The sequence below is a fragment of the Bacillus sp. AFS029637 genome (assembly GCF_002584985.1).
Lineage (GTDB): Bacteria > Bacillota > Bacilli > Bacillales > Bacillaceae_G > Bacillus_A.
Genome location: NZ_NUPZ01000033.1, coordinates 35,108 through 57,383 on the forward strand (window position 1 = coordinate 35,108; position 22,276 = coordinate 57,383).

Here is a 22,276-nt window from a genome sequence, read left to right on the forward strand (position 1 = left end):
ATATAAGTCTCCTTTCTTACACTTCTTTAATTGATATAATACTTGTAAATGGTAATAAAACTTTTGTTCTTATTCCTTCTTGCAGTGTTAAAAAATCGTCACCAACTGCTACAATCACACCCGTTAACTGTCCAACTGTCACAGTAATTTCTACGTTTTTATTTAAATACTGCTGTGCAATTTCTTTAAATGGTGATGCACTGCATTCTTTTAAAATGTTACAAATAATAGCTTGAAATTGACTTGATTCTATAAATTCTTCCGTGGCTTGCTTAGAATTTCTTTGAATAAACCTCGCAAAGTTTTGCGAAAATAAAAGCCGTTCCACAGCAGGCATTAACTTATCATCTAAAAAATAATTTAATTGTCTATTAAACAATCGAGATAATTTATGCCAATATTTTCTGAACAGACACATACACTTCTCCTCCTATTATTTTAAAATATAAAATTCACATTCATACATCTTAATGTATACAAAGCAGGCTTTTTTTGTGATAGGTAAGGCATACATTTTCTAAAAGAAATATTTGTCTCAGAACATAAAAAAGATAGATGGTATCCCATCTATCTTTATATACATTTTAATTTTTAATTGTAACAATGGCAGCTGCACTGTAATAAACCGCTCGTGGTAATTCTGTCTGTTCACTTATAGAAGCTGTAACAAGAGATCCACCACTCGCCGAAAAATATTTAGCTGCTTCTAACGGAATTCCATCTTCTTTCACATCAATCTGCGTTCCATCTCGCCAGTCTATTTTCTGCATTGTTGCTGAAAAGTCCCCAGTCACTTTACCAATTTCTTTACCTTCCACCCCTAAAAAGATCCATTCCCATTTTGTTAAACTTAGTACTTGTTTCAACTCTCCAATTTTCTTTCCATCTACACTAGAAAAAATATAGAAGTTGCGTACTCCCATCTTCTTTTGGACACGTAACAATCTTTCTCCCGAGTGATTATATAAATAAAATTGTTGCTTATGTAATCCCTTAAAAAGAAAAGAAAGTACAGCTTGCCACACACTTTGAATAACAGAATCATACTCTTCTTTTAAAAATCCTACTGCATTTCCATCTAAACCAAAGTATGTTATTACTTGAAATACCCCTATCTCTTTGCGAACAACAAATTTTTGTTGCTCAAATAATTCAAAAGTCTCTATATTATAATTGTCCTGTTTAAGCTTTTTTGATCTTTGCTTTTCTATAAAGCTATATAGTAACAATCCAAATGCTGGAAGTACAACACTTATTAATTTCAGGCTTTCTTTCTCCGAAGTGAATAACGTCCCTTTTTTATATTCCATCACTAATCCAATTGCAACGATAACCCATACAATAATAGATACAAAAAAAATTCGTTTCGCATTACGTGCGTGATGCTTATGTATCCCCATATCCCTCCCCCTTTTCCATTTATTTCATTATCGCATTGTACATACACTTCCTCAATACAAAAAAGACTATCCGAAAGGACAGCCTTCTACACTTCAATATTTCGCAACATCGTATAAATGTCGTTATTCACTTTACCAAATGATTTAATGTTATTTTGAATGTTAGATAACAAAACAACATATACACTTCCGTTTTTACTAAATCCATTTAAGCAATTCCATCCTGGCATTACACCGTGATTCGAATAACTTCCCGGGTCTACATACCAGCCAAATCCGTAATCTTTTTTGACGGCTGTAAACATTTGATCATAACTCTCTTTCGAAATTAATTTTCCAGAGAATAGTGCTTCATTAAATAAATATAAATCATGTGCACTCGTATATATATCACCACAACCATATAGTTGTGACATACTTGGAATATTTGGTGTTGTCATATTGTTATTTACGATTTTATAACCCGTTGATGGGAACCTTGTTTGCTCTAACGCTTTGCCGAAACCAGAATGTTTCATACCAGCAGTAGCAAAAATATGTTGTTTAATATATTCTTCTAACGGTTGTCCACTTACCTTCTCAGCGATATAGGCAAGTATCGAATAGTTCGAATCAGAATACTTCCATTTTTCTCCTGGACTCCCAATACGCTTTTGCTTTCCTATTCGCTTTATCAATTCTTCATGAGAAATATCCTCTGTTCCCTGTTCATACTCTGGAATTCCTGATGTATGTGTTAGTAAATGTTTTAACTGAATACCATTACCTTGAGGGAAATCTGGAATATACTTCGCAACCGTATCCTCTACGTTTAATTTATTTTGATCTTTCAGCTGCATAATAGCAGTCGCTACAAATGCCTTCGAAATAGAACCAATATAGAAAGTTGTTTCCGAATTATTCGGTACTTGCTTCTCTTTGTTCGCCATCCCGTATCCTTTATTCAAAAGAACTTTTCCGTTCTTCACAATAACTGCTGTCCCGCTAAATCCTGCATTTTGTAAATATTGATCCAATTGAGCGTTTTCATTAATTTCTTGAGGAGGTCCCTCAGCAGGCTTTTCCAAAGCTTGCACTTGCTTCACTTGTTCTTCCTGCTCTTTTTGTTTTTGTGCTTCTTGCTTCTTTTTTTCTTCTTCTTTCTTTTTTAGCTCTTCTTGTTTTTTCATTTTTGCTGCAACTTTTAAAGCTTCTTCTTTCTTATTATGCGCAACAATTTTTGTATACATGAAATATACAAGTGAAAATAGTAAGACGAGAATGATTGTTCTTTTTATGTATACAATCGGCCGACGTGCTTTCCCATTCGTATTATTTTTTTCCTGATCCATAATTGCTTTTTTCCCCTTATTTACCGATAATTTAATTCCATTACACAAGATTCATTCCGGATCTTTTTCATAGATTTTTGACATTCCATTCTATGTCATCCCTACTTTATCACGCACTACACATATTACCAACCTATATTCACAAAAAAGAAAAAGAAAATTTACAAAAGTAAGATTCCTATTAAATTTTTAACATAAAAAAAGAGGATACCCTCTAAAAAACTGATGTTATCAATCTTTTGGGATATCCTCTTATCTCACTATTTATACGTGTTTTTTCATATCATCGGCAACAGATTCAACATTTGTACCTACGATAACTTGTACACTTGTATTACTTAATTTCATAACACCTTTTGCACCCGCACGTTTTAATGCTGCTTCGTTTACTTGATCAGCATCTTTCACTTGTAAGCGTAGACGTGTTGCACAGTTATCAATAACTGTTAAGTTTTCTTTTCCACCTAAAGCTGCTACGTAAGTTTCACCAATTGAACCTGCAACTGGAGCTTCTTCGCCTTCAACTACTTCCTCTTCATCTTCACGACCAGGAGTTTTTAGATCGAACTTCTTAATTAAGAAGTAGAATACTACAAAGTAAATTGCTGCGTATATGAAACCGATTCCCGCTAGTAACAATGGTTTTGTTGCAATACCGAAGTTTAAGAAGTAATCGATTGCCCCAGCACTAAATGAGAAACCATCGTGAATGCCAAGTGTTGTTGTAATAAATAGAGACAGACCTGTTAATACAGCATGAATTCCATATAATACTGGTGATAAGAACATGAATGAGAATTCAATTGGTTCTGTAATACCAGTTAAGAATGAAGTTAATGCTAGACCACCTAACATACCTGTAACCATTTTACGTTTTTCTGGTTTAGCAGCCGCAATCATTGCGAAACACGCTGCTGGTAAACCGAACATCATGATTGGGAAGAAACCAGTCATAAACATACCCGCTGATGGATCTTTTGCAAAGAAGCGTGCAATATCACCATGAACGATATCGCCAGCTGCGTTTGTAAAGTCACCAAGTACGAACCAGAAGTATGTGTTCATTACGTGGTGTAAACCAATTGGAATTAATAAACGGTTTAATAATCCGAATAACCCCGCACCAACTGAACCTAAGTTCACGATACCGTGTGCTACTGCATCAATACCACTTTGAATTGTTGGCCAAATTTGACCGAATACTAATCCTAAAAGAAGCATTACAATTGAAGTAATGATTGGTACGAAACGTTTTCCTGCAAAGAATCCTAACCATTCTGGTAATTTAATCTTATGGAATTTGTTGTATAATAAACCAGCAACAACCCCAGCGATAATCCCACCGAGTATGGCCATATTAATTTTCGGCGTTAACGCCGCTGCTTTTGAAACCTTTGTCATTGTATCCGCTAATTTAGTTGGATCTACTGAACCGACTAAATCTTGAACACTTTTTAATTTATCATTTAGCTCTGCTGCTGAGTACGTCTTACTTAGAGCATTCGTTGTATTTTGTAAAACAAGATAACCGATTGCCCCAGCAAGTCCAGCTGCTCCACTACCGTCAACAGACAAACCGATTGCAACACCAATTGCAAAAATAAGTGCTAAATTATCAAAAATTGCTGCACCGGCCTGTGCCATAACAGGAATGTTAAACACATCATCTTGTCCTAAACGAAGCAATAATCCTGCTGCTGGTAGTACGGCGATTGGAAGCATTAATGCTTTACCAATACGTTGTAGAAACTGCAACATTTCAATTCCCCCTATCAAGTTTATGAAATCGTTATCATTATAAGTACGCCTTAGAAAACGCTTTCTATCACATAACCATAATAACATATAGTTGTATAGATGTGTAGTTTTTATTTTGAGTTTTTTATGGATAACTTTTCTATTTCCAAACTGTTATATAAAAGGAAAATTCTCCTTTTTAATGCGGAATTTTCGCAACAAAAAATCCACTATAGGACACGTAACTTTCGTTTTATCATTCCACTTTTTCATGTTATTATTTATTTCCGAGCATATCGGGAAAAGTAAACTTAGTTAATTCGAAATAGGAGCGTTGGTACTATGCAGTGCGTTGAAACAAACAACTTACAACAGTTGTTAGAACAAGTAAAACCATATACGAAAAAAGGAAAGCTTGCTACTTACATCCCCGAACTAGGAAATGCAAATCCAAATGATTTAGGGATTGCCATTTTCCATAAAGAAACAGAATATATCCATGCTGGTAACTCACAAACACTATTTACTCTTCAAAGCATCTCCAAAGTAATTACACTTGCACTTGCCCTTTTAGATCGTGGCGAAGAATATGTATTTTCTAAAGTTGGAATGGAACCAACTGGTGATCCATTTAATTCTATTATTAAGTTAGAAACGACAAGTCCCTCTAAACCACTTAATCCAATGATTAATGCAGGGGCACTAGCTATTACAAGCATGTTAGAAGGAAAAGATAATGAAGAAAAAATGGAGCGTATCCTTCATTTTGTACGTGAAATAACAGATAACCCTACTATTCATTATTCTTCTAAAGTTGCCAATTCAGAATTAGAGACAGCTTATCTAAACCGTTCACTTTGTTATTATATGAAACAAAATGGCATTATCGATTGTGATATTGAAGAACTGATGGACTTATATACTCGTCAATGTGCAGTTGAAGTAAACTGCATCGATTTAGCACGTATTGGCTTAATTTTTGCAATGGATGGATATGATCCATATAAGAAAAAACAAATTATCCCTAAACATATTACAAAAATCTGCAAAACATTTATGGTTACGTGTGGTATGTATAACGAATCTGGTGAATTTGCAATTCGTGTTGGTATCCCTGCAAAAAGCGGTGTAGCGGGTGGCATTTTCGGCTGTGTAAAAGGAGAAATGGGGATTGGTATTTTCGGACCAGCTCTAGATGCAAACGGAAATAGTATCGCTGGTTTTAAAATTCTTGAACTTCTTTCTGCTCAAGAAGGTTGGAGTATTTTTTAATCCGACGTTATCCTGCTCATATAGCAGGATTTTTTTTACGAAAAATTCATTGTTACTGCTCATCAATAACCTTATAAAAACAGTACTGAAAGTTTCGCTTTATTATGCATATTTGCTCCCCCCTCCTGAATAATATAGTACAACCTAACGCTATATGTGGAGGTGTAAAAGATGAAACTGATATTTCAAATGGAGAAACAACCTGTTCTTGAAAAAACAATTCTTCTTTTTATATTGAGTATTGTAGAAAGCTTGAAGCTAAAAGTTGTTTCACTCGACGAAGCTCACCGATACATATTCAATTTAGAAGTACTTGAATTATTAATGGATCGAAACATCGATGATCAAGTGCTTGAACTTATTCATTTTGGAATGGGACTTGAAGACATTCATCATGTACTTCCTGAAGAACTTGAGCATACTATCGAGGAATTAAAATGGCTTTGCATCCAAGTGTTAAGTGAATACAGTATGCATGAAGAATCAGAACAATTAATTGAAGATATACGCTAAAAAGCACCTATGTAGGTGCTTTTTATTTATTAAGAAGTAACTATCCGATGTCGATATGTGCAATTTATTCGAGTATTTCCGAGGAAATGCTCGAACATTGCTTTTATTTTCACAACAACTGATCGATCCCAATAAGAATTAATAACACTCCTGCAATTATCGTCGCCCAGTTCCCTAAGTATTCGGCTAAAAATCGTTTTCCAACATACGAAAAACCACTAATGCAAATAAAACTAAACACCCCAGAGATACATGCCGTAAGCCAAAGATTTAAATTTGTTACTCCTGCATCAAAACCACCTGCGATATTATTAATAGATAATGCCACTCCTAAAACAATAGCTTCTGAAAAACTAATTATTTTGGATCCATCAAAATCTGCTTTTTCTGGATCACGTAAAATTCCCATAAGTATATTACCATCTTTAGAGCCCACAGTATCTTTTTGATTTAAAAATGGCTGGCATAAAATAAACACTCCGATTACTCCTAAAACGATTGCTCCAATCAAGTTTGCTGTAAAATCTGAAATAAATAATGCGATCCAGTTCCCAAAAAATCCAGCAAGTAAAGTAAATAAAAAACCAAAAAATGCAATGATACAATTGTTAAACCACGAAATTCGAATTTTACGAATGCCATATGCAATCCCAACACCCGCATTATCTAAATTAGAAGCAATCCCGATTAAAAAAATTGAAAATAAACCTGCTGTACTCATAAACAATCACCCCTTTTTCTCACTTTTCCATGCATCTTATGAAAATGTTGAGCAACTGTGCCTGTCTGTTTCATATACTTGTAATAAATGCTCAACATTTTTTCAACAATAAAAAGGAGTGTCTATACTGTGCCTAAAGAAGATCAAAATAATCGGCTTAGTACATTAATAAAAAAACTTTTAAAAGAACGTGCCTTATCCATGCGCCAACTAGGAATACTTACAAATATTGATCCTGCAACAATCTCAAGAATTATGAATGGCAAACAACAACCAAAACAAAAACATCTACAAAAATTTGCAGAATGTCTGCAAGTTCCACCCCAATTGTTATTTGATGAGATGTATCCTGATTCTCCTCATATAAATAAAGAGAAGACGGATATGTACACATCTCTTGATACAATTCAGCAAACCCTGCAATCCTCTAACTTATTCGATTTCAATTACACAACAACTCGCGTAAAACAAGAACTTGAAAATTACGAACGCTATGCGCAAACAACAGAAGGTGAAAAACGTATTCATGAAAGTTTCGCAAGCAAATTAGAACAGATTGATAGTGCCGGTCCTTTTATTGAACAATTAACAGATATGTATCAACAATTTTGCAATGAAACCATTCCAAAAGAAGAGCGTGCAGTGCTTGGAGGCGCATTACTGTATTTCATTTTATCAACAGACATTATTCCCGATTATCTCTTTCCAATTGGCTATTTAGATGATGCAATTGCTGTTGAATTAGCGAAAGAGAAGTTAATCGAACTAAAACGAAAGACATAAAAAATAAAGAACTATTTCAGTTGTTATTTCTGTTCAACTCTGAAATAGTTCCATAAAAAAACGTACTAGCCTATTTTTTTGTATGACACCATTCATATATGAATGCTGTTATCACTTTTGTAAATTCGATTAACTGCTCCACTTCAACTTTTTCATTTACAGAATGAGCCTCTTCTAATGTGCCTGGTCCGTAAATAACTGCTGGAATATGAAATTCACTAAACCAACCACCATCCGTTACCGTTGCAGACATATCTAAAATTGCATTTTTACATAAAATAGATTCGTGCACTGAACTAAGAGTTTTCACAGCTACATGTTCACAATCTACTTCTAAAGAAGGGAAAATTTCACCACGATCTACAATCATCGATTCTCCGCCCCACTTAAATTGCGGTGGATTTTCACTTAGCCATGGATCGGCAGCTGCTACTTTCCCAATATATTCTTCAATTTCTTTTATTATTTTTTCATGCGTTTCATTTGGATAGAAGTGCACAGTTATCCATAAACGGCACTCATCCGCAATAAATGCTGCATGACGTCCTCCTTCAATAACAGCCGGGTTAATTGTCGTTGTTCCAGATGGATAGCCTTCATATGTTTTCATGACTGCCCAATGACGCTCTAATTCTTGTAAGCTTTGCACAATTTTCATCATTTTTTCAATCGCACTCGCACCAAATAAACGTCCACCGGCATGAATCATTTGTCTACGTGTTGCATCATGAAATGTTTGCGGGCTTTTCACAGTAATCCATCCAGTGATTACGCCCCCCTGTCCTTGCATATGTAAATCACTTGTATCCACTACTACTGCAAAGTCAGCATCGTAACCTCTTTTACAGCATTGAAGCGTGCCTGCTTCTCCAACTTCTTCCCCAATTACTGATTGAAAGATTAAATCTCCAGGCAGTTCAATACCAGCTTCTTGTAAAAGCTGAATAGCAAATAGCGCTCCAGCTAACCCACCTTTCATATCAGCTGCACCGCGGCCAACTAACCAGCCATCTTTTGTAAATGGATCAAATGGATTTGTTTCCCACGCCTCATCTGCTGACACTTCAGCTACATCCATATGCCCATTAATAATGAGACTTTTATGTGTGTCACTTTCTTTTCCTTTTTTTACCCCAACAACGTTCGGGTCATTCGGATATACATCCCATTTATCAATACTAAAATTTCGTTTTCTTAAAAACTCTGCAACAAATTCTTGCGCTTCATTTGTATTTCTCGCCGGCGGTGCAGGTGTTTCAAAACGGATTAATGTTTTTGTAAGTTCTAGCAATTCCTCTTTCCTTAAATCTATTTGTTTTAACAACTGCGAAACTTCTGGATTCATCACTAAATTCCCCTTTGCATACGTAGTATGTTTCCAGCTTTATTTTCACAAAAAAAGAGACTGTTTACAATTTTACAGTCTCTAAATTACTTGCAAGTTTCTAATATGTTTATAAACTCTCTACTTCAGTTGTATTTACTTTTTCAATTTGTTCTATTTTTCTGTTCTTATTTTTTGTCGCGCGATAAAACAGTAAACAAACAATCATAAATGGGATACCACAATACAATGCCATTCTTTGTTCTGGAATAAAGGCCATACCAACGATTACCGTTAAATTTAATACTAGTGCAAGAAGCGGTACAAATGGATACAATGGTGTTTTAAATTTCAAGTCCTTAACATCCCCGCCCTGTTTAATGTACGACCTTCTAGCTAATAAGTTAGATAATGCAATAGATGCCCAAACTAATATCGCTCCAAACCCAGCAATAGAAAGTAGCCATAAATAAACTGTATCTTCCGCATAAATACCTGATAGTAATGAAAGACACCCTACAAACGTACTTACAATCAAAGCATAAATAGGAACGCCGTTTTTAGATAACTTCCCAAAAATCGGGCTAATCATTCCTTGATTAGACATAGACCATAGCATACGAGAAGTTGCATATAATCCTGAATTCGCAACGGATAATACCGCTGTAATAATAACAAAATTTATAATATCTGCCGCATAAGGAATACCAATTTTATCAAATACAACAACAAACGGACTTTCTATCACGCCTGCCTGCTGCCAAGGAAATAGTCCAGCAAGAATAAAAATAGATAGTACAAAGAAAACAAGTATGCGCCAAACAGTATTATTAATTGCCTTCGGGATTGTTTTCTCTGGATTTTCACTCTCACCAGCCGCAATACCAACTAGTTCCGTTCCTTGAAAGGAGAAATTGACTGCAATCATCGTAACTAAAATGGCTGATAATCCATTTGGGAACAATCCACCGTAATCAGTAAAGCTAGAGAACATCGGTGCCGGTTCATTTCCTTTCATATCTAGAAAACCAAACATTGCTGCCCCGCCCAAGATAATAAATGCAATAATTGTAATTACTTTAATACTTGCAAACCAGAATTCAACTTCCGCAAAGCTTCTTGAAGATAACGCATTAATAGCAAAGAGCAGTACTGCGAACACTACACACCAAATCCATGACGGTACATCAGGAAACCAGCGTTTCATCAAAATACTAACTGCAATTAATTCAATACCTATCGTAGCAGACCAGTTTAGCCACGACATCCATCCGACTACATAACCCGCTGCAGGGGAAATGTGCTTTGTAGCATACGTTTGATAAGATCCTGCGTCAGGCATCGCAACAGCTAGCTCACCAAGACAGAGCATCGTTAAATACATAACAAATCCTCCGACAAGATATGCTACAATCGCTCCTCCAGGTCCAGCTTCATGAATTGTATAACCAGATCCTAAAAAAAGACCAGTACCAATAACTCCTCCAAGTGCAATCATAAATATGTGTCTGCTTTTCAATTCTCTTTTTAATCCTTGATTTTGATCCATCATATAAATCCCCCCTTTTCACTTTGTAAACCCATTTCATGTAAGCGTTTTTATTTTTTGTAGTAAAAATAATGATTTAAACGAGCAAAAATACATATCACTTATATTAATCACTGCCTGTTACTAAAAGATCGTCCCTCACTGTTATTAATAATTTTTGATCAGCGATAGCTTGTCCCTCTACTACTTCTAATGATTCGATATAACCACTGATTCCTATCTTAATTTCTACTTTCTGTTTATCTATTGTTTCAATTAGCGCTAATTTCTCCCACTCGTATACGTAAGAATTTTCCGTAACGAATAACTTCTCTACTTTCCCGTAACAAGGACTATACACGCCTTCTATAACCGTCTTCACTTTATAAACTCCTCCTTCTTATTAATTGCCATTGGAACGTTGCATATCCTGTAAAGATCCATATTCTCCCCTCTAGAGATTTTGAATATTATTTATGCAAAATACGTACCAATCTCTAATTCGCATATAAAATAAGAGTTTTGCACAAAAAAATCTGCCTAACTGCAAAATTTTCTATCGTTTTAAAAGAAAAATAGCAAAAAAATTTTGCGATTTTATAAGAATTTTAATAAAATTATAAAAAGTCAGTCTTCATAGGGTGAAACGAGGAGAAGATGATACATGCATACAGAAGAAATTAATTTTAAACAGATTATTGAAATGAATATGCTATATGAAACTTTACTCAATGAACTCGATATCGGGATTCATATTATTAATGAGGAAAGTAAAACAATTATCTATAACCGCAAAATGATGGAAATTGAATCAATGGACCGCTTAGATGTGCTACATAAGAGTCCTTTAGAGGTTTTTGCATTTGAAGAAAATGAAAATAGTACTCTTATAGAAGCATTAAAATTTGGAAAAACAAACAAAAATATAAAACAAACGTATTTTAACAATAAAGGGCAAGAAATTACGACGATTAATGATACTTTCCCTATAATAGAAAATGGAAAAATTAAAGGCGCTATTGAAATATCAAAAGAGATGAGTCACTTAAAGCAAACAACAAGAATGAACCCTTCACGAAAACAAAATACTAAATTTACCTTTGATCACATAATTGGTGATTCTGGAGCCATTCAATCAATCATTGCGGAAGGAAAGAGAGTAATTCGTACATCCTCATCTATACTTCTCGTAGGAGAAACAGGGACTGGTAAAGAGCTATTTGCACAAAGCATTCATAATGAAAGTCAACGTTCAACAAAACCGTTTATTTCACAAAACTGTGCCGCTATACCTGATACTCTAATGGAAAGCCTATTATTTGGTACGAATAAAGGTGCCTTTACAGGAGCAATAGATAAACCTGGTTTATTTGAAGAAGCAAACGGAGGAACTTTGTTATTAGATGAAATCAACTCATTAAGTCCAACCCTTCAGGCTAAATTGCTACGGGCTATACAAGAAAAAACAATACGAAGAATCGGAGGTACACAAGAAAAGGAAATTGATGTTCGTATTATAGCAACTATCAATGAAGATCCCTGCACAGCCATTACACATGATCGACTAAGAGAAGACTTATATTACCGATTAAGCGTCGTTACTTTATGCCTTCCGCCTTTACGGGAACGAAAAGAAGATATTCCAGCTCTTGTTCAGCACTTTATCGAAAAGTACAACATTCAATTTGGACTCGATGTAACAGATGTAGATGTACATGTAAGGGATTTCTTGTATGCATATGATTGGCCTGGAAACGTACGAGAATTGGAACATATCATTGAAGGTTCAATGAATTTAGTTGAAGATGAAAATATTATTACAGCGTTTCATCTTCCCACTCGCTTTCGCGAACGAATAAAAAAAGAATTCAATATACACCCTTCACTAACTAATAACGATACTGATGCACCTAAAACGTTAAAGCACACAATAGCAGAAATGGAAAAGAACTATATCAATCAAATTCTTAAAGAGAATGATGGCAACATCTCACAAGCTGCAAAATTTTTGGGATTAAGTAGACAAAATTTACAATATCGAATTAAAAAACTGCATTTACACATTTAAAATGAACCTTTCTCGTAGCGTTACCATTTGGTAAAATATGTTATGATGAATATATAACATGCTAGAATGGGGCGATATATATGAGTAATAATAATAAATTAAAGCTATTACAATACTTATACTTTTTCCCTGCCATGCTATGTATGATGTTATTCATTAGTACTGATATGAGTAGCTTTCCTTACGCAAAACTTTTAGGAACAATTAGCGGCTCCTTTGCAGCTATTATGCTTGCTGCTTTTTGGAATTTGAAGATACGTATGAAGAAAGAGAAATCTTCTTAACGCCAAAATATAAAAAAATCGAGCCTACACAGCTCGATTTTTTTACTTATTATTAAAACTCAACATTCTCCAAATACAAACCACTCGCCTCAGCAAGGCAATTAATTTGATTACGTTGTTTCGCCTCTAAAATATTTGGAATTGCTTTCGCATCTAATTGACCTAATCCAACTTCAATTAATGCTCCAACAATTTTTCGTACCATGTTATGAAGGAATCCGTTACCACTTACTCTAATTTGTACAAATCCTGCCTCTTCCATCACATCAAGTGAATATACTTCTCGAACCATAGACTTTTTCTTTGATTTCGCATTTGAAAAAGCAGTAAAGTCATGTGAACCAACTAAATGTTTCGCAGCTTCTTTCATACTCGCCACATTTAATTTTTTATTCACATGCATGCTGTATTTACGCATAAATGGATTTGTATGCTCTTCATTCCAAATCTTATAAAGATATGTTTTTGCTTTTGAATTGTAACGAGCATGGAAGCGATCTTGTACTTCTTCTACACTCGTAATGCTAATATCGTTGGGTAAATATTGATTTAAATACTTTTTCACTTTATGTTCTACTAACTTCTCATCACTTTGAAAGTTAGCAACTTGATTCAAAGCATGTACACCAGCGTCTGTTCTACTACAACCGATAATTTCAATTTCTTTTCCGACCATTTCAGATATAACGCTTTCGATTTTTCCTTGAATCGTATTATCGTTATTACCGAGACGTTGCCATCCTTTAAAACGTGCGCCATCGTACTGAATCGTTAATTTATAATTGTTCATTTTATTCTCCTTCATAGAAAATATTCCCTCGTATCGTGAGGGAATATGAATACACTTTACTTTCTAACAAGCTTCACTACATTTTCTACATGAGCTGTATGTGGGAACATATCAACTGGTTGCACATACTCCACTTCATAACTCTTCATTAATGCTTGTACATCACGTGCTAATGAAGAAGGATTACAAGATACGTAAACAACTTGTTTCGGCTTCACTTTTAAAATTGTTTCCAGTAATTTATCATCGCAACCTGTACGAGGTGGATCGACAACAATTACATCTGGACGCCATCCTTCTTTTACCCATTTCGGTAACCATTGTTCAGCTTTACCTGCTTCATATTTCGTATTTGTAAATCCGTGACGCTTCGCATTTTTTCTTGCGTCTGCAATTGCTTCTGGAATTACATCCATACCACGTACTTCCGCTGCATCATTCGCAAGCCAAAGCCCAATTGTACCAACACCACAATACGCATCCACGATTTTCTCGTTTCCTGTTAAAGCAGCTGCTTTTTTCGCTTCATCATATAACACAACTGTTTGTTCTGGATTTAGCTGGAAGAATGCACGTGCTGATAATTCAAATGATAAATCACCAAGCGTTTCTTGAATTACTTCTTTTCCAGCTAATTTAAATGTTTTATCGCCAAAAATAACAGATGTTTTACGCCAGTTTACATTTTGCATAATTGATTTAACAGCTGGCATCTGTTTTTGTACTTCTGCAATAAATTGTTCTTTATTTGGCAACTCTTCTTTTGTTGTAATAAGTGTAACTTGTACTTCCCCTGTTTGAACTGCAGTACGTGTTACAATTGTACGTACTAAACCTTTTTGTTTTTTCTCATTGTAAATAGAAACGTTTAATTTTTCTAATATACGTCTTACAACTTTTGTCGCTTCATTCGTTGCTTTATGTTGAATCATACAGTGAGCGATATCAATTAACTGATGTGAATTTTGTTTATATAGCCCTGTAATAACCTTTTCGTCTTTACGCCCTACTTGTAATTGACTCTTATTACGATAATGCCATGGATTTTCCATACCAAGCGTTGGACGAATTTTCTCTTCTAAACTGTTGTTCATATACTTCTCAAATGCTTGTACAACGATATCACGCTTTTGATTTAATTGTTCTTTATAATCTAAATGCTGCAGCTGACAGCCACCACACTCCTCATATACTGGACACGGTGCTTTCACACGATGTGGTGAAGCTTTACGAACTTTTTTCACTTTCGCTTCAGCGAAGCCACGCTGAATTTTCGTTGTTTCAGCAACAACTTCTTCTCCTGGTAATGCTCCTGGAATGAAAACAACCTGTCTCTTAAAATAACCAACGCCTTCTCCGTTAATCCCCAGACGTTTAATTGTCACAGGAAATGTTTGACCAACTTCCAACTTACTCTCATGTTGTTTTTGTATCATTATTACACCTCTACTCTATACTTTTCCATAAATATAACGCTGCATAACTGCAGTATGGTTCACATTCTTGTTTCACGTTTTCTAAAAACGCATCACTCGGTTTATCCTCTAATTGAAATACACCTTGTACTGCACGCTGAATCCCGATGTCTGCTTTTGGAAACATATTTTTCCGTCCAAGCCCAAACATTAAAAAGTTTTGCACTGTCCATGCACCAATCCCCCTAATTGGTAACAATTGTGCTGCAACCCCTTCTTCTGTTTCGTTTTCTATTCTAGTTAAATCTAACTTACCACCTATAATACACTTTGCTAATCCTACCATATATTCAGCTTTTCGCTGACTAAATTTTTGCTCTCTCAATTCTTCAATTGAAATATTTGCTACTATTTCTGGAGTAGGGAAAAAGAATACACCGTTCTTCTCTGTTCCATATCGTTTTACAAATTGCTCTGTCAGCACAGTAGCAAATTTCAAATTTATTTGTTGATGAATAATACAGCGAAGTAAACACGCAAAATAATCGAATTCTAAAATAATTGGAGTATAAGCATATGTTTCAAATAGTGGACGTAATGATGTGTTTAAAAAATGATTTTGTATATCTTGAAACGAATCATTCCAATGAAAAATGGCCTTCATTCGTTTCATTACTTTCTCCGAATCTCCTGCCTGACTAGAAATCCAAAATTGTGGATTTTGAACAGTACCAATCCCTTGCAAACGGACAACAATCTGTTCCTCGTCTATACAAAGCGGGACATACATGACTTTCTCATCTAATTGAATGACGTTTAGTGGATCAAAAGATAAACGCTTTAACACTTCTTCAAAATGGTACGGATACTCTAACGTAACATGTTCGCTCCACATACGTTTTCCCCATCCTTTTTACACATCATTATAGCATGAGAAAACCGCAAGCATACATGCTTACGGTTGATTGCCTTTTACTAAGTCATCTAGACTTTTAAAATGATACCCTTTCTCGCGCAAATCATCAATGATTTTTGCAAGTGCTTCTGCATTATCTTTTGATATTGCATGAAGTAATAAAATAGATCCTGGATGAATCATCGTCATTACATTATTATGCGCATATTGCCATCCTCTTTGCTGATCCACTTTCCAATCTAGAAATGCGAGTGACCAAAACACATTATAATAGCCCATTTCTTTCGTAAGAGCTAATGTTCTTTCACTAAATACGCCGCGCGGAGGGCGTACATATTTCACTTCTTTTTGTCCAGTTACTTTTTTGATTTCTTCCGTTACACTCGTTAATTCTTCACGAAGTTTCTCATCATTTACAGCTGTGAAATCAGGATGACTCCACGAATGATTCCCAATGATATGTCCTTCATCCTTCATTCTTAATAGCAAATCTTTTTGCGTTTTAATGTAATGCCCTGTTACAAAGAAAGTTGCCGGTACTTTTTTCTCTTTTAATACATCTAAAATTTGGCCTGTGTATCCATTCTCATATCCATTATCGAACGTTAAATAAATATCTTTTTTCTTTGTATCCCCTAAATAAAATCCGCCATTCTTTTGTAGTAAATCTGTATATAATTTCCCTGCATCTGGTACTGTTTCATCTTTAGGACGTGGGATTCCCCAGTTATGTGGAGTATTTGTATAAGCCAATGCCGAAACTGGAACAAGTGCCATCATAATTGAAAAAATGAGACCTATATATAACCATTTATATTTCATAAATAGTCTCCTTTCCATATATAATCGTACCTGTAGTTTCTGTTGCTGTGCATTCTTTCATGCCGAACATGTTTTGCTATATATACCAAAAAAATGCATCTCGAATGATTCGAGATGCATTTTTATTTACTTAAATACCGGTTCTTTAAAGCTTGCTAATTTTTCAAGTGATGTTTTATCAACATCTGCATGTAAGCTATTACCATGAGAGTCCATCGTTACAACTGCTTTAAACCCATCGATACGTAAATGCCACATTGCTTCTGGAATACCGAACTGTAAGAAATCAACATCTTTCACTTCTTTAATACATTCAGCGTAATATTGTGCTGCACCACCAATTGCATTTAAGTAAACACCACCGTGTTCTTCTAATGCAGCTAATGTTTTTGCACCCATACCACCTTTACCAATTACAGCACGAATACCGAACTTTTTCATAATATCGCCTTGGTATGGCTCCTCACGAATACTTGTCGTTGGACCTGCCGCTTTAATTTGCCATTTGTCATTTTCATCTTTTACTACAACTGGACCACAATGATAAATAATTTGTCCATTTAAATCTACAGGACAATCGTTATCCATTAAATGCTTATGAATTGCATCACGACCTGTATACATCATGCCATTAATCGTTACAACATCACCAACGCGAAGTTCACGAATTTGCTCTTCTGTAATTGGTGCTTGCAATACAATCTCACGTTGCTCTGTTTTTTCTTGTGCTTCTTGCTGAAGTGTATCTTCACCTTCTTGATATAGCCAATCCATAATTTCTCCTGTTTCAGGATGGATTTTCACACCTAGGCGACGATATGCCCAGCAATTATATGCAACAGATACATAGAAGCTAGCTGGCAGACGGTTATATACGCCAATTTTACAACCAAGTAAAGTTGTTTCTCCGCCGAATCCCATTGTACCAATACCAAGCTTATTTGCATTTTCTAACACGTACTCTTCAAGTTGTTTTAGCTCTGGTACTGGATTGATGTCATCTAATGTACGGAATAATTGATTTTTTGCTAATTCGTAACCTGATGTACGGTCTCCCCCGATACCGACGCCGATTACACCTGCGCTACATCCTTGACCTTGCGCTTGATATACTGCATGAAGAAGACATTTACGAATCCCTTCTAAATCGCGTCCTGCGCGTCCGAGTCCTTCTAATTCACATGGTAAGCTATATTGAATATTTTTATTCTCACAGCCGCCACCCTTTAAAATTAAACGTGCATCAATATAATCTTTTTCCCATTGTTCAAACTTAATAACAGGTGTACCTGGTCCTAAGTTATTTCCGCTGTTGTCCCCAAACAGAGAATCAACAGAGTTTGGACGAAGTTTACCATCTTTTGTCGCCCGCTCAAGCGCACTATAGATAGCTTCCTTCAGTTTTAATTGATTCACACCAACTGGTGTATAAATTTTAAATGTTGGCATACCTGTATCTTGGCAAATAGGCGAGATATTATCATCAGCCATTTTAATGTTATTCGTAATTGTGCCAAGTGCCATCGCTGAACGAGTCCCTGCATTTTCTCGTTCTTTCGCTTGTTGAATCGCACGACGAACATCTTTCGGTAAATTCGTTGACGTTTCAACAATTAGTTGATACATGCTTTCTTGAAGCTTTTCCATTGTTACTTCCCCCTCAATTGTGAACGCTACCAAAACGTTATGAGATGAAAATTCCATTGTTATACTCTTCAGCTATATATATTTCATGCTATTAAAGGATAAATGAAATTTTTCACAACTTGATTATACCTCTTTTTCTACCGTCCTTCTATTATCCGTACAGAAAAAGGCTACCAATTTTGTATTGGCAGCCTTTTTAATATATTATTCGTCTTTTTTAAATTGCTCACATTTTAATTCTAATTCATCTAACATCGCAAGAAGACGATCTACATCTTCTAACTCTACTTCTTCAGGTTCAATTGTATCAATTACTTCAATGAACATATTTAAACGTTCTTTTAAATATACTAATTGTGTATCTTTATCTTGAATTGCTTTTCCCATGAAGGCACTCTCCTTTTAATTCGAGTTGCTTTTATTATACCGCAAAAATGATTACTATGGACATAAAATTTCATCAATTTTGTCACAGTCATTCATGATAATGTAAGCCCTCTCTCTTTTTCTCCTGAAAAGTTTCACTTTATAAAAAGCACATATTCTTCTATTATAGAGAATGGACAAATTGTTATTTCAATAGTCAAAGGAGTATTTCATATGACGATATCACAAAAAATGAAGCCGATTACTCCTTCTTACGATCCATGGGAAGCGTATATGGACCTTGAAGAGTACGGCAAACTACTATTAACAAACGTTGAGTTTACAACGACAACGTTATGCAATATGCGTTGCGAGCATTGCGCTGTTGGTTACACATTACAGCCGAAAGATCCAAATCCGCTTCCGATGGAGCTTTTATTAAAACGATTAGATGAGATTCCTCATTTACGTTCTTTAAGTATTACTGGCGGAGAACCTATGCTTTCAAAGAAATCCGTCGACAACTATGTAACACCACTCTTAAAATACGCCCATGAACGAGGCGTTCGCACTCAAATCAACTCAAACTTAACTATAGATTTAGCACGTTACGAACAAATTATTCCTTATTTAGACGTACTGCACATTTCTCATAACTGGGGAACAATTGATGATTTCGTTGAAGGTGGATTTGCAATGATGGAGCGTAAACCTACTTATGAACAGCGTGCAAAATTATTTGAACGAATGATTACAAATAGTAAAGCTCTATCAGATGCAGGTGTACTCGTATCAGCCGAAACGATGTTAAACAAAAGAACTCTACCACATATTGAACATATTCATCGTCAAATTGTCGAAGAAATGGGCTGTAAACGTCACGAAGTACATCCAATGTATCCAAGTGATTTCGCGAGCAATCTAGAAATTTTAACAAAAGCTGAAATTCGTGATGCAATTGAACATTTACTAGAAATTCGCGACGAAAATGTATGGATGTTATTTGGGACTTTACCTTTCTACGCTTGTAGCGATGACGAGCGGGACATCGCCACATTTAAAAAATTACAAGAAAGCAAAAATGTAACAGTCCGTAATGACCCTGATGGCCGTTCTCGTTTAAACGTCAATATTTTTGATGGAAATATTATCGTAACTGATTTCGGTGACGTACCACTTCTAGGTAACGTACAAACAAACACACTACAAGAGGCTTATGACAAATGGAGTGCTTCAAAAACAGCAAAATCATTAAGCTGTCACTGTCCTGCAGTAAAATGCCTTGGACCGAACGTTCTTGTAAAAAACAGCTACTATCCAACAGAAGATTTCTTATCAAAAACAGCAAATATTACATTATAAACAAAAAACGTCAGCTTATAAGCTGACGTTTTTACGTTATTGCGAGTGGGAAGAAGAAATGAATTTAAAATATAAATGATCATGAATCGGAATCGCTGCTCCAATTCCCTGCGAGGTAATATTTTTCACAACAAGCCTTTTTTGATTTCCCTTTAACACAAGATACACTTCTCCGAATGTTACTTTTCCTTTTTCATTTACAGCTGGTGTATAAGCGTATAAATACCCAAGTTGACTCGGACTAATATTATACACACGCTCATGTCCCGTTCCATAACCAATCGTTGTTTTAAATGAAAGGGGCAATTGTACCTTTTCAAGCGCTTTTAGAAGCATCATTTTTTTCACATCAGCAGCATCTCTCATATCTGCCGTTAAATCACCCTCAACTGTCTTTTGCGTTTCTTGCTTATAACGAAGTGGGTATAAGCGATCTCCCCCGCGGTTATCATACACATTGCGATTCACTTGCTTATACTCCCAATTAATTGATGTATCTATCGATTCATAATTTAATGCCCATTGTCCTAAATAAATTTTTGCCCTGTATCCCACAGCAAGTGGCGCATTTGAAATTGTCGTTTCATTAAACATCCGAATTAAGTCTGGATTTTCAATTGTAATGTTTGCCGTTTTCAATAATTCTTGAGCGAATTTACTTGGCTGTAAACGCGGCAAATCTTGTGCGTCATTTGGAAATGTATTATCTTTTGAAATATTTAAAACAGATGAAGGCACTTTTACTTCTACTGTCGTCTTTGCAAAACTACTGTTAGGAAATAATAAAATAAACGAGACCATAGTTGAAAGACATATGCTGTATACTCTTTTCACCTGTCTGGCTCCTTCCTACGTAAAGGTATATATACTACTTTGTTTATTGTTTTCTCTGGGTACAATTGTTATGCCTATTTTTCATAATAAATAAAAACCAATTCCCATAATGACGTATGCCGCTAATAAAGTGCCTCCTTCAAACCAGTTTGTATCTCCATCATTCGAAATCGCAATCGTTAAGAAAACAGCTGTAATCATAGAAACAAGTTCTGGTATCGTAAATACTAAAGGCATCTTTTGTACAAAAAACATAGACAGAAGTACTAATACAGGAGCAACAAACATCGCAATCTGTAAAGTCGAACCTACTGCGATTTCAACTGCAATATTTACTTTATTTTTATAAGCCATAAGAATTGCAGAAGCGTGTTCTGCTGCATTCCCAACAATTGCGACGATAATAACCCCTATAAATAACTCTGACCAGCCAAACGACTTTGCAACCGTCTCAAATGTATGCACAAGCGCCTCTGACACATAAGCTACCGCAATTGTCGCTATAGCTAAAATGAGTAGTGCTTTTCCTTTCGACCACTCAGGCTCTTCCTCATGAGCTACTTCATCACTCTTATGTTGATATACACCACGGTGCGTAACTAACTTAAATAGCAATGCAGCAAGGTACATAATAATCATAATAATAGAAACTCCTATACTTAATTGATACGTCTTTCCAGCATCCATCTTCATCGCAAAAATCTCCGGAATAACAAAAGCTACGACAACGGCAAATATTAATAAAGCTGAATTATGCCTTGCATCATACACATTAAAACTTTGTCTTTTATATTTAAGACCTCCTACAAAGAAGGATAGCCCTCCTACTAGTAATAAATTTCCAAGTACAGAACCTGTTAAAGAGGCTAAAACAACTTCAATTAATCCTGCCTGAAGTGCAAAAATTGAAATAATCAATTCAACAGCATTACCGAAAGTAGCATTTAATAATCCGCCTATTCTAGGCCCAGAAACAATTGCCAAACTTTCTGTTGCTCTCCCCATAAAACCGGCTAATGCGATAATAGTAATACAATACACAGCGAACATAATCGTTTGGGGCCAATGAAGTGTTTTCCCAAGTACAGAGAGTGGTACACCTATAAGCGCTACTATCAGAAATATTTTATTAAACATGTTTTTCATCCTTCCATCGTATGTAT

22 protein-coding genes are annotated in these 22,276 nt (G+C 35.4%); 6 read left to right on the plus strand and 16 right to left on the minus strand.

Annotation, left to right across the window (positions count from 1 at the left end):
* Window positions 1-16: 16 nt before the first annotated feature.
* The 4 genes from COE49_RS17425 to nagE all read right to left on the minus strand — a co-directional run bounded on the left by COE49_RS17425 (window position 17) and on the right by nagE (window position 4,489).
* Window positions 17-418, minus strand: coding sequence for a DUF2642 domain-containing protein (locus COE49_RS17425; protein ID WP_098357398.1), 402 nt, complete (start codon window positions 416-418; stop codon window positions 17-19).
* 166 nt (window positions 419-584) lie between these two features.
* Complete coding sequence (locus COE49_RS17430) at window positions 585-1,400, minus strand: sugar ABC transporter ATP-binding protein (protein WP_088231721.1); 816 nt, start codon at window positions 1,398-1,400, stop codon at window positions 585-587.
* An 86-nt stretch (window positions 1,401-1,486) separates the two neighbouring features.
* On the minus strand, window positions 1,487-2,731 hold the full coding sequence (locus tag COE49_RS17435; protein ID WP_088231722.1) for a serine hydrolase domain-containing protein: 1,245 nt from the start codon (window positions 2,729-2,731) through the stop codon (window positions 1,487-1,489).
* Between the two features lie 264 nt (window positions 2,732-2,995).
* Entirely contained in the window at window positions 2,996-4,489 is a 1,494-nt protein-coding gene (gene nagE, locus COE49_RS17440) for an N-acetylglucosamine-specific PTS transporter subunit IIBC (RefSeq protein WP_088231723.1), read from the minus strand.
* A 321-nt stretch (window positions 4,490-4,810) separates the two neighbouring features.
* Between nagE and glsA the strand changes: the two genes are divergently transcribed.
* Window positions 4,811-5,740 carry a glutaminase A gene (glsA, locus tag COE49_RS17450; protein WP_088231724.1) on the plus strand — a complete coding sequence of 310 codons (930 nt, stop codon included), beginning with the start codon at window positions 4,811-4,813 and terminating at the stop codon, window positions 5,738-5,740.
* A gap of 171 nt (window positions 5,741-5,911) precedes the next feature.
* Window positions 5,912-6,253 (plus strand): DUF3969 family protein, encoded by a 342-nt coding sequence (locus COE49_RS17460; RefSeq protein ID WP_000766602.1) that lies wholly within the window; start codon window positions 5,912-5,914, stop codon window positions 6,251-6,253.
* Between the two features lie 109 nt (window positions 6,254-6,362).
* Here COE49_RS17460 and COE49_RS17465 read toward each other — a convergent pair whose 3' ends face one another.
* Entirely contained in the window at window positions 6,363-6,974 is a 612-nt protein-coding gene (locus tag COE49_RS17465) for a manganese efflux pump (protein ID WP_088231725.1), read from the minus strand.
* Window positions 6,975-7,103: 129 nt separating this feature from the next.
* On the opposite strand from COE49_RS17465, the gene COE49_RS17470 reads away from it, so the two are divergent.
* A complete protein-coding gene (locus COE49_RS17470; RefSeq protein WP_088231726.1) occupies window positions 7,104-7,757 on the plus strand; it encodes a DUF1232 domain-containing protein in 654 nt (217 codons plus the stop codon).
* A 70-nt stretch (window positions 7,758-7,827) separates the two neighbouring features.
* On the opposite strand, the gene COE49_RS17475 is transcribed toward COE49_RS17470, so the two are convergent.
* The 3 genes from COE49_RS17475 to COE49_RS17485 form a co-directional block, all read right to left on the minus strand.
* Window positions 7,828-9,102, minus strand: coding sequence for an acetylornithine deacetylase (locus COE49_RS17475; protein ID WP_098357434.1), 1,275 nt, complete (start codon window positions 9,100-9,102; stop codon window positions 7,828-7,830).
* A 109-nt stretch (window positions 9,103-9,211) separates the two neighbouring features.
* A complete protein-coding gene (locus COE49_RS17480; protein WP_088231728.1) occupies window positions 9,212-10,633 on the minus strand; it encodes an amino acid permease in 1,422 nt (473 codons plus the stop codon).
* 103 nt (window positions 10,634-10,736) lie between these two features.
* Window positions 10,737-10,991: a biotin/lipoyl attachment domain-containing protein gene (locus tag COE49_RS17485; RefSeq protein WP_088231729.1), complete on the minus strand. Its 255-nt coding sequence runs from the start codon at window positions 10,989-10,991 to the stop codon at window positions 10,737-10,739.
* 282 nt (window positions 10,992-11,273) lie between these two features.
* On the opposite strand from COE49_RS17485, the gene COE49_RS17490 reads away from it, so the two are divergent.
* The gene (locus COE49_RS17490; RefSeq protein ID WP_098945977.1) at window positions 11,274-12,677 is read left to right on the plus strand and encodes a sigma-54 interaction domain-containing protein; all 1,404 of its coding nucleotides are present in this window, start codon (window positions 11,274-11,276) and stop codon (window positions 12,675-12,677) included.
* Between the two features lie 80 nt (window positions 12,678-12,757).
* Entirely contained in the window at window positions 12,758-12,961 is a 204-nt protein-coding gene (locus COE49_RS17495; RefSeq protein WP_088231731.1) for a hypothetical protein, read from the plus strand.
* Between the two features lie 52 nt (window positions 12,962-13,013).
* Here the strand turns inward: COE49_RS17495 and truA are convergent, their stop codons facing one another.
* The 6 genes from truA to COE49_RS17525 all read right to left on the minus strand — a co-directional run bounded on the left by truA (window position 13,014) and on the right by COE49_RS17525 (window position 18,938).
* Entirely contained in the window at window positions 13,014-13,751 is a 738-nt protein-coding gene (gene truA, locus COE49_RS17500) for a tRNA pseudouridine(38-40) synthase TruA (RefSeq protein ID WP_088231732.1), read from the minus strand.
* Window positions 13,752-13,807: 56 nt separating this feature from the next.
* Window positions 13,808-15,187: a 23S rRNA (uracil(1939)-C(5))-methyltransferase RlmD gene (gene rlmD / locus COE49_RS17505; RefSeq protein ID WP_048563996.1), complete on the minus strand. Its 1,380-nt coding sequence runs from the start codon at window positions 15,185-15,187 to the stop codon at window positions 13,808-13,810.
* Between the two features lie 10 nt (window positions 15,188-15,197).
* Window positions 15,198-16,061: a DNA-3-methyladenine glycosylase family protein gene (locus tag COE49_RS17510; protein WP_088231733.1), complete on the minus strand. Its 864-nt coding sequence runs from the start codon at window positions 16,059-16,061 to the stop codon at window positions 15,198-15,200.
* Between the two features lie 60 nt (window positions 16,062-16,121).
* Entirely contained in the window at window positions 16,122-16,904 is a 783-nt protein-coding gene (gene pdaA, locus COE49_RS17515) for a delta-lactam-biosynthetic de-N-acetylase (RefSeq protein WP_088231734.1), read from the minus strand.
* A 126-nt stretch (window positions 16,905-17,030) separates the two neighbouring features.
* Entirely contained in the window at window positions 17,031-18,551 is a 1,521-nt protein-coding gene (fumA, locus tag COE49_RS17520) for a class I fumarate hydratase (protein WP_088231735.1), read from the minus strand.
* Between the two features lie 204 nt (window positions 18,552-18,755).
* Window positions 18,756-18,938: an SE1561 family protein gene (locus tag COE49_RS17525; RefSeq protein WP_000513558.1), complete on the minus strand. Its 183-nt coding sequence runs from the start codon at window positions 18,936-18,938 to the stop codon at window positions 18,756-18,758.
* 213 nt (window positions 18,939-19,151) lie between these two features.
* Between COE49_RS17525 and yfkAB the strand changes: the two genes are divergently transcribed.
* Window positions 19,152-20,279, plus strand: coding sequence for a radical SAM/CxCxxxxC motif protein YfkAB (gene yfkAB, locus COE49_RS17530; protein WP_088231736.1), 1,128 nt, complete (start codon window positions 19,152-19,154; stop codon window positions 20,277-20,279).
* A gap of 36 nt (window positions 20,280-20,315) precedes the next feature.
* On the opposite strand, the gene COE49_RS17535 is transcribed toward yfkAB, so the two are convergent.
* Together COE49_RS17535 and cax are read right to left on the minus strand one after the other, a co-directional pair.
* A complete protein-coding gene (locus tag COE49_RS17535; protein ID WP_088231737.1) occupies window positions 20,316-21,113 on the minus strand; it encodes a YfkD famly protein in 798 nt (265 codons plus the stop codon).
* 81 nt (window positions 21,114-21,194) lie between these two features.
* Window positions 21,195-22,250, minus strand: a complete 1,056-nt coding sequence (cax, locus tag COE49_RS17540; RefSeq protein ID WP_140417424.1) for a calcium/proton exchanger — start codon at window positions 22,248-22,250, stop codon at window positions 21,195-21,197.
* Window positions 22,251-22,276: the final 26 nt, after the last annotated feature.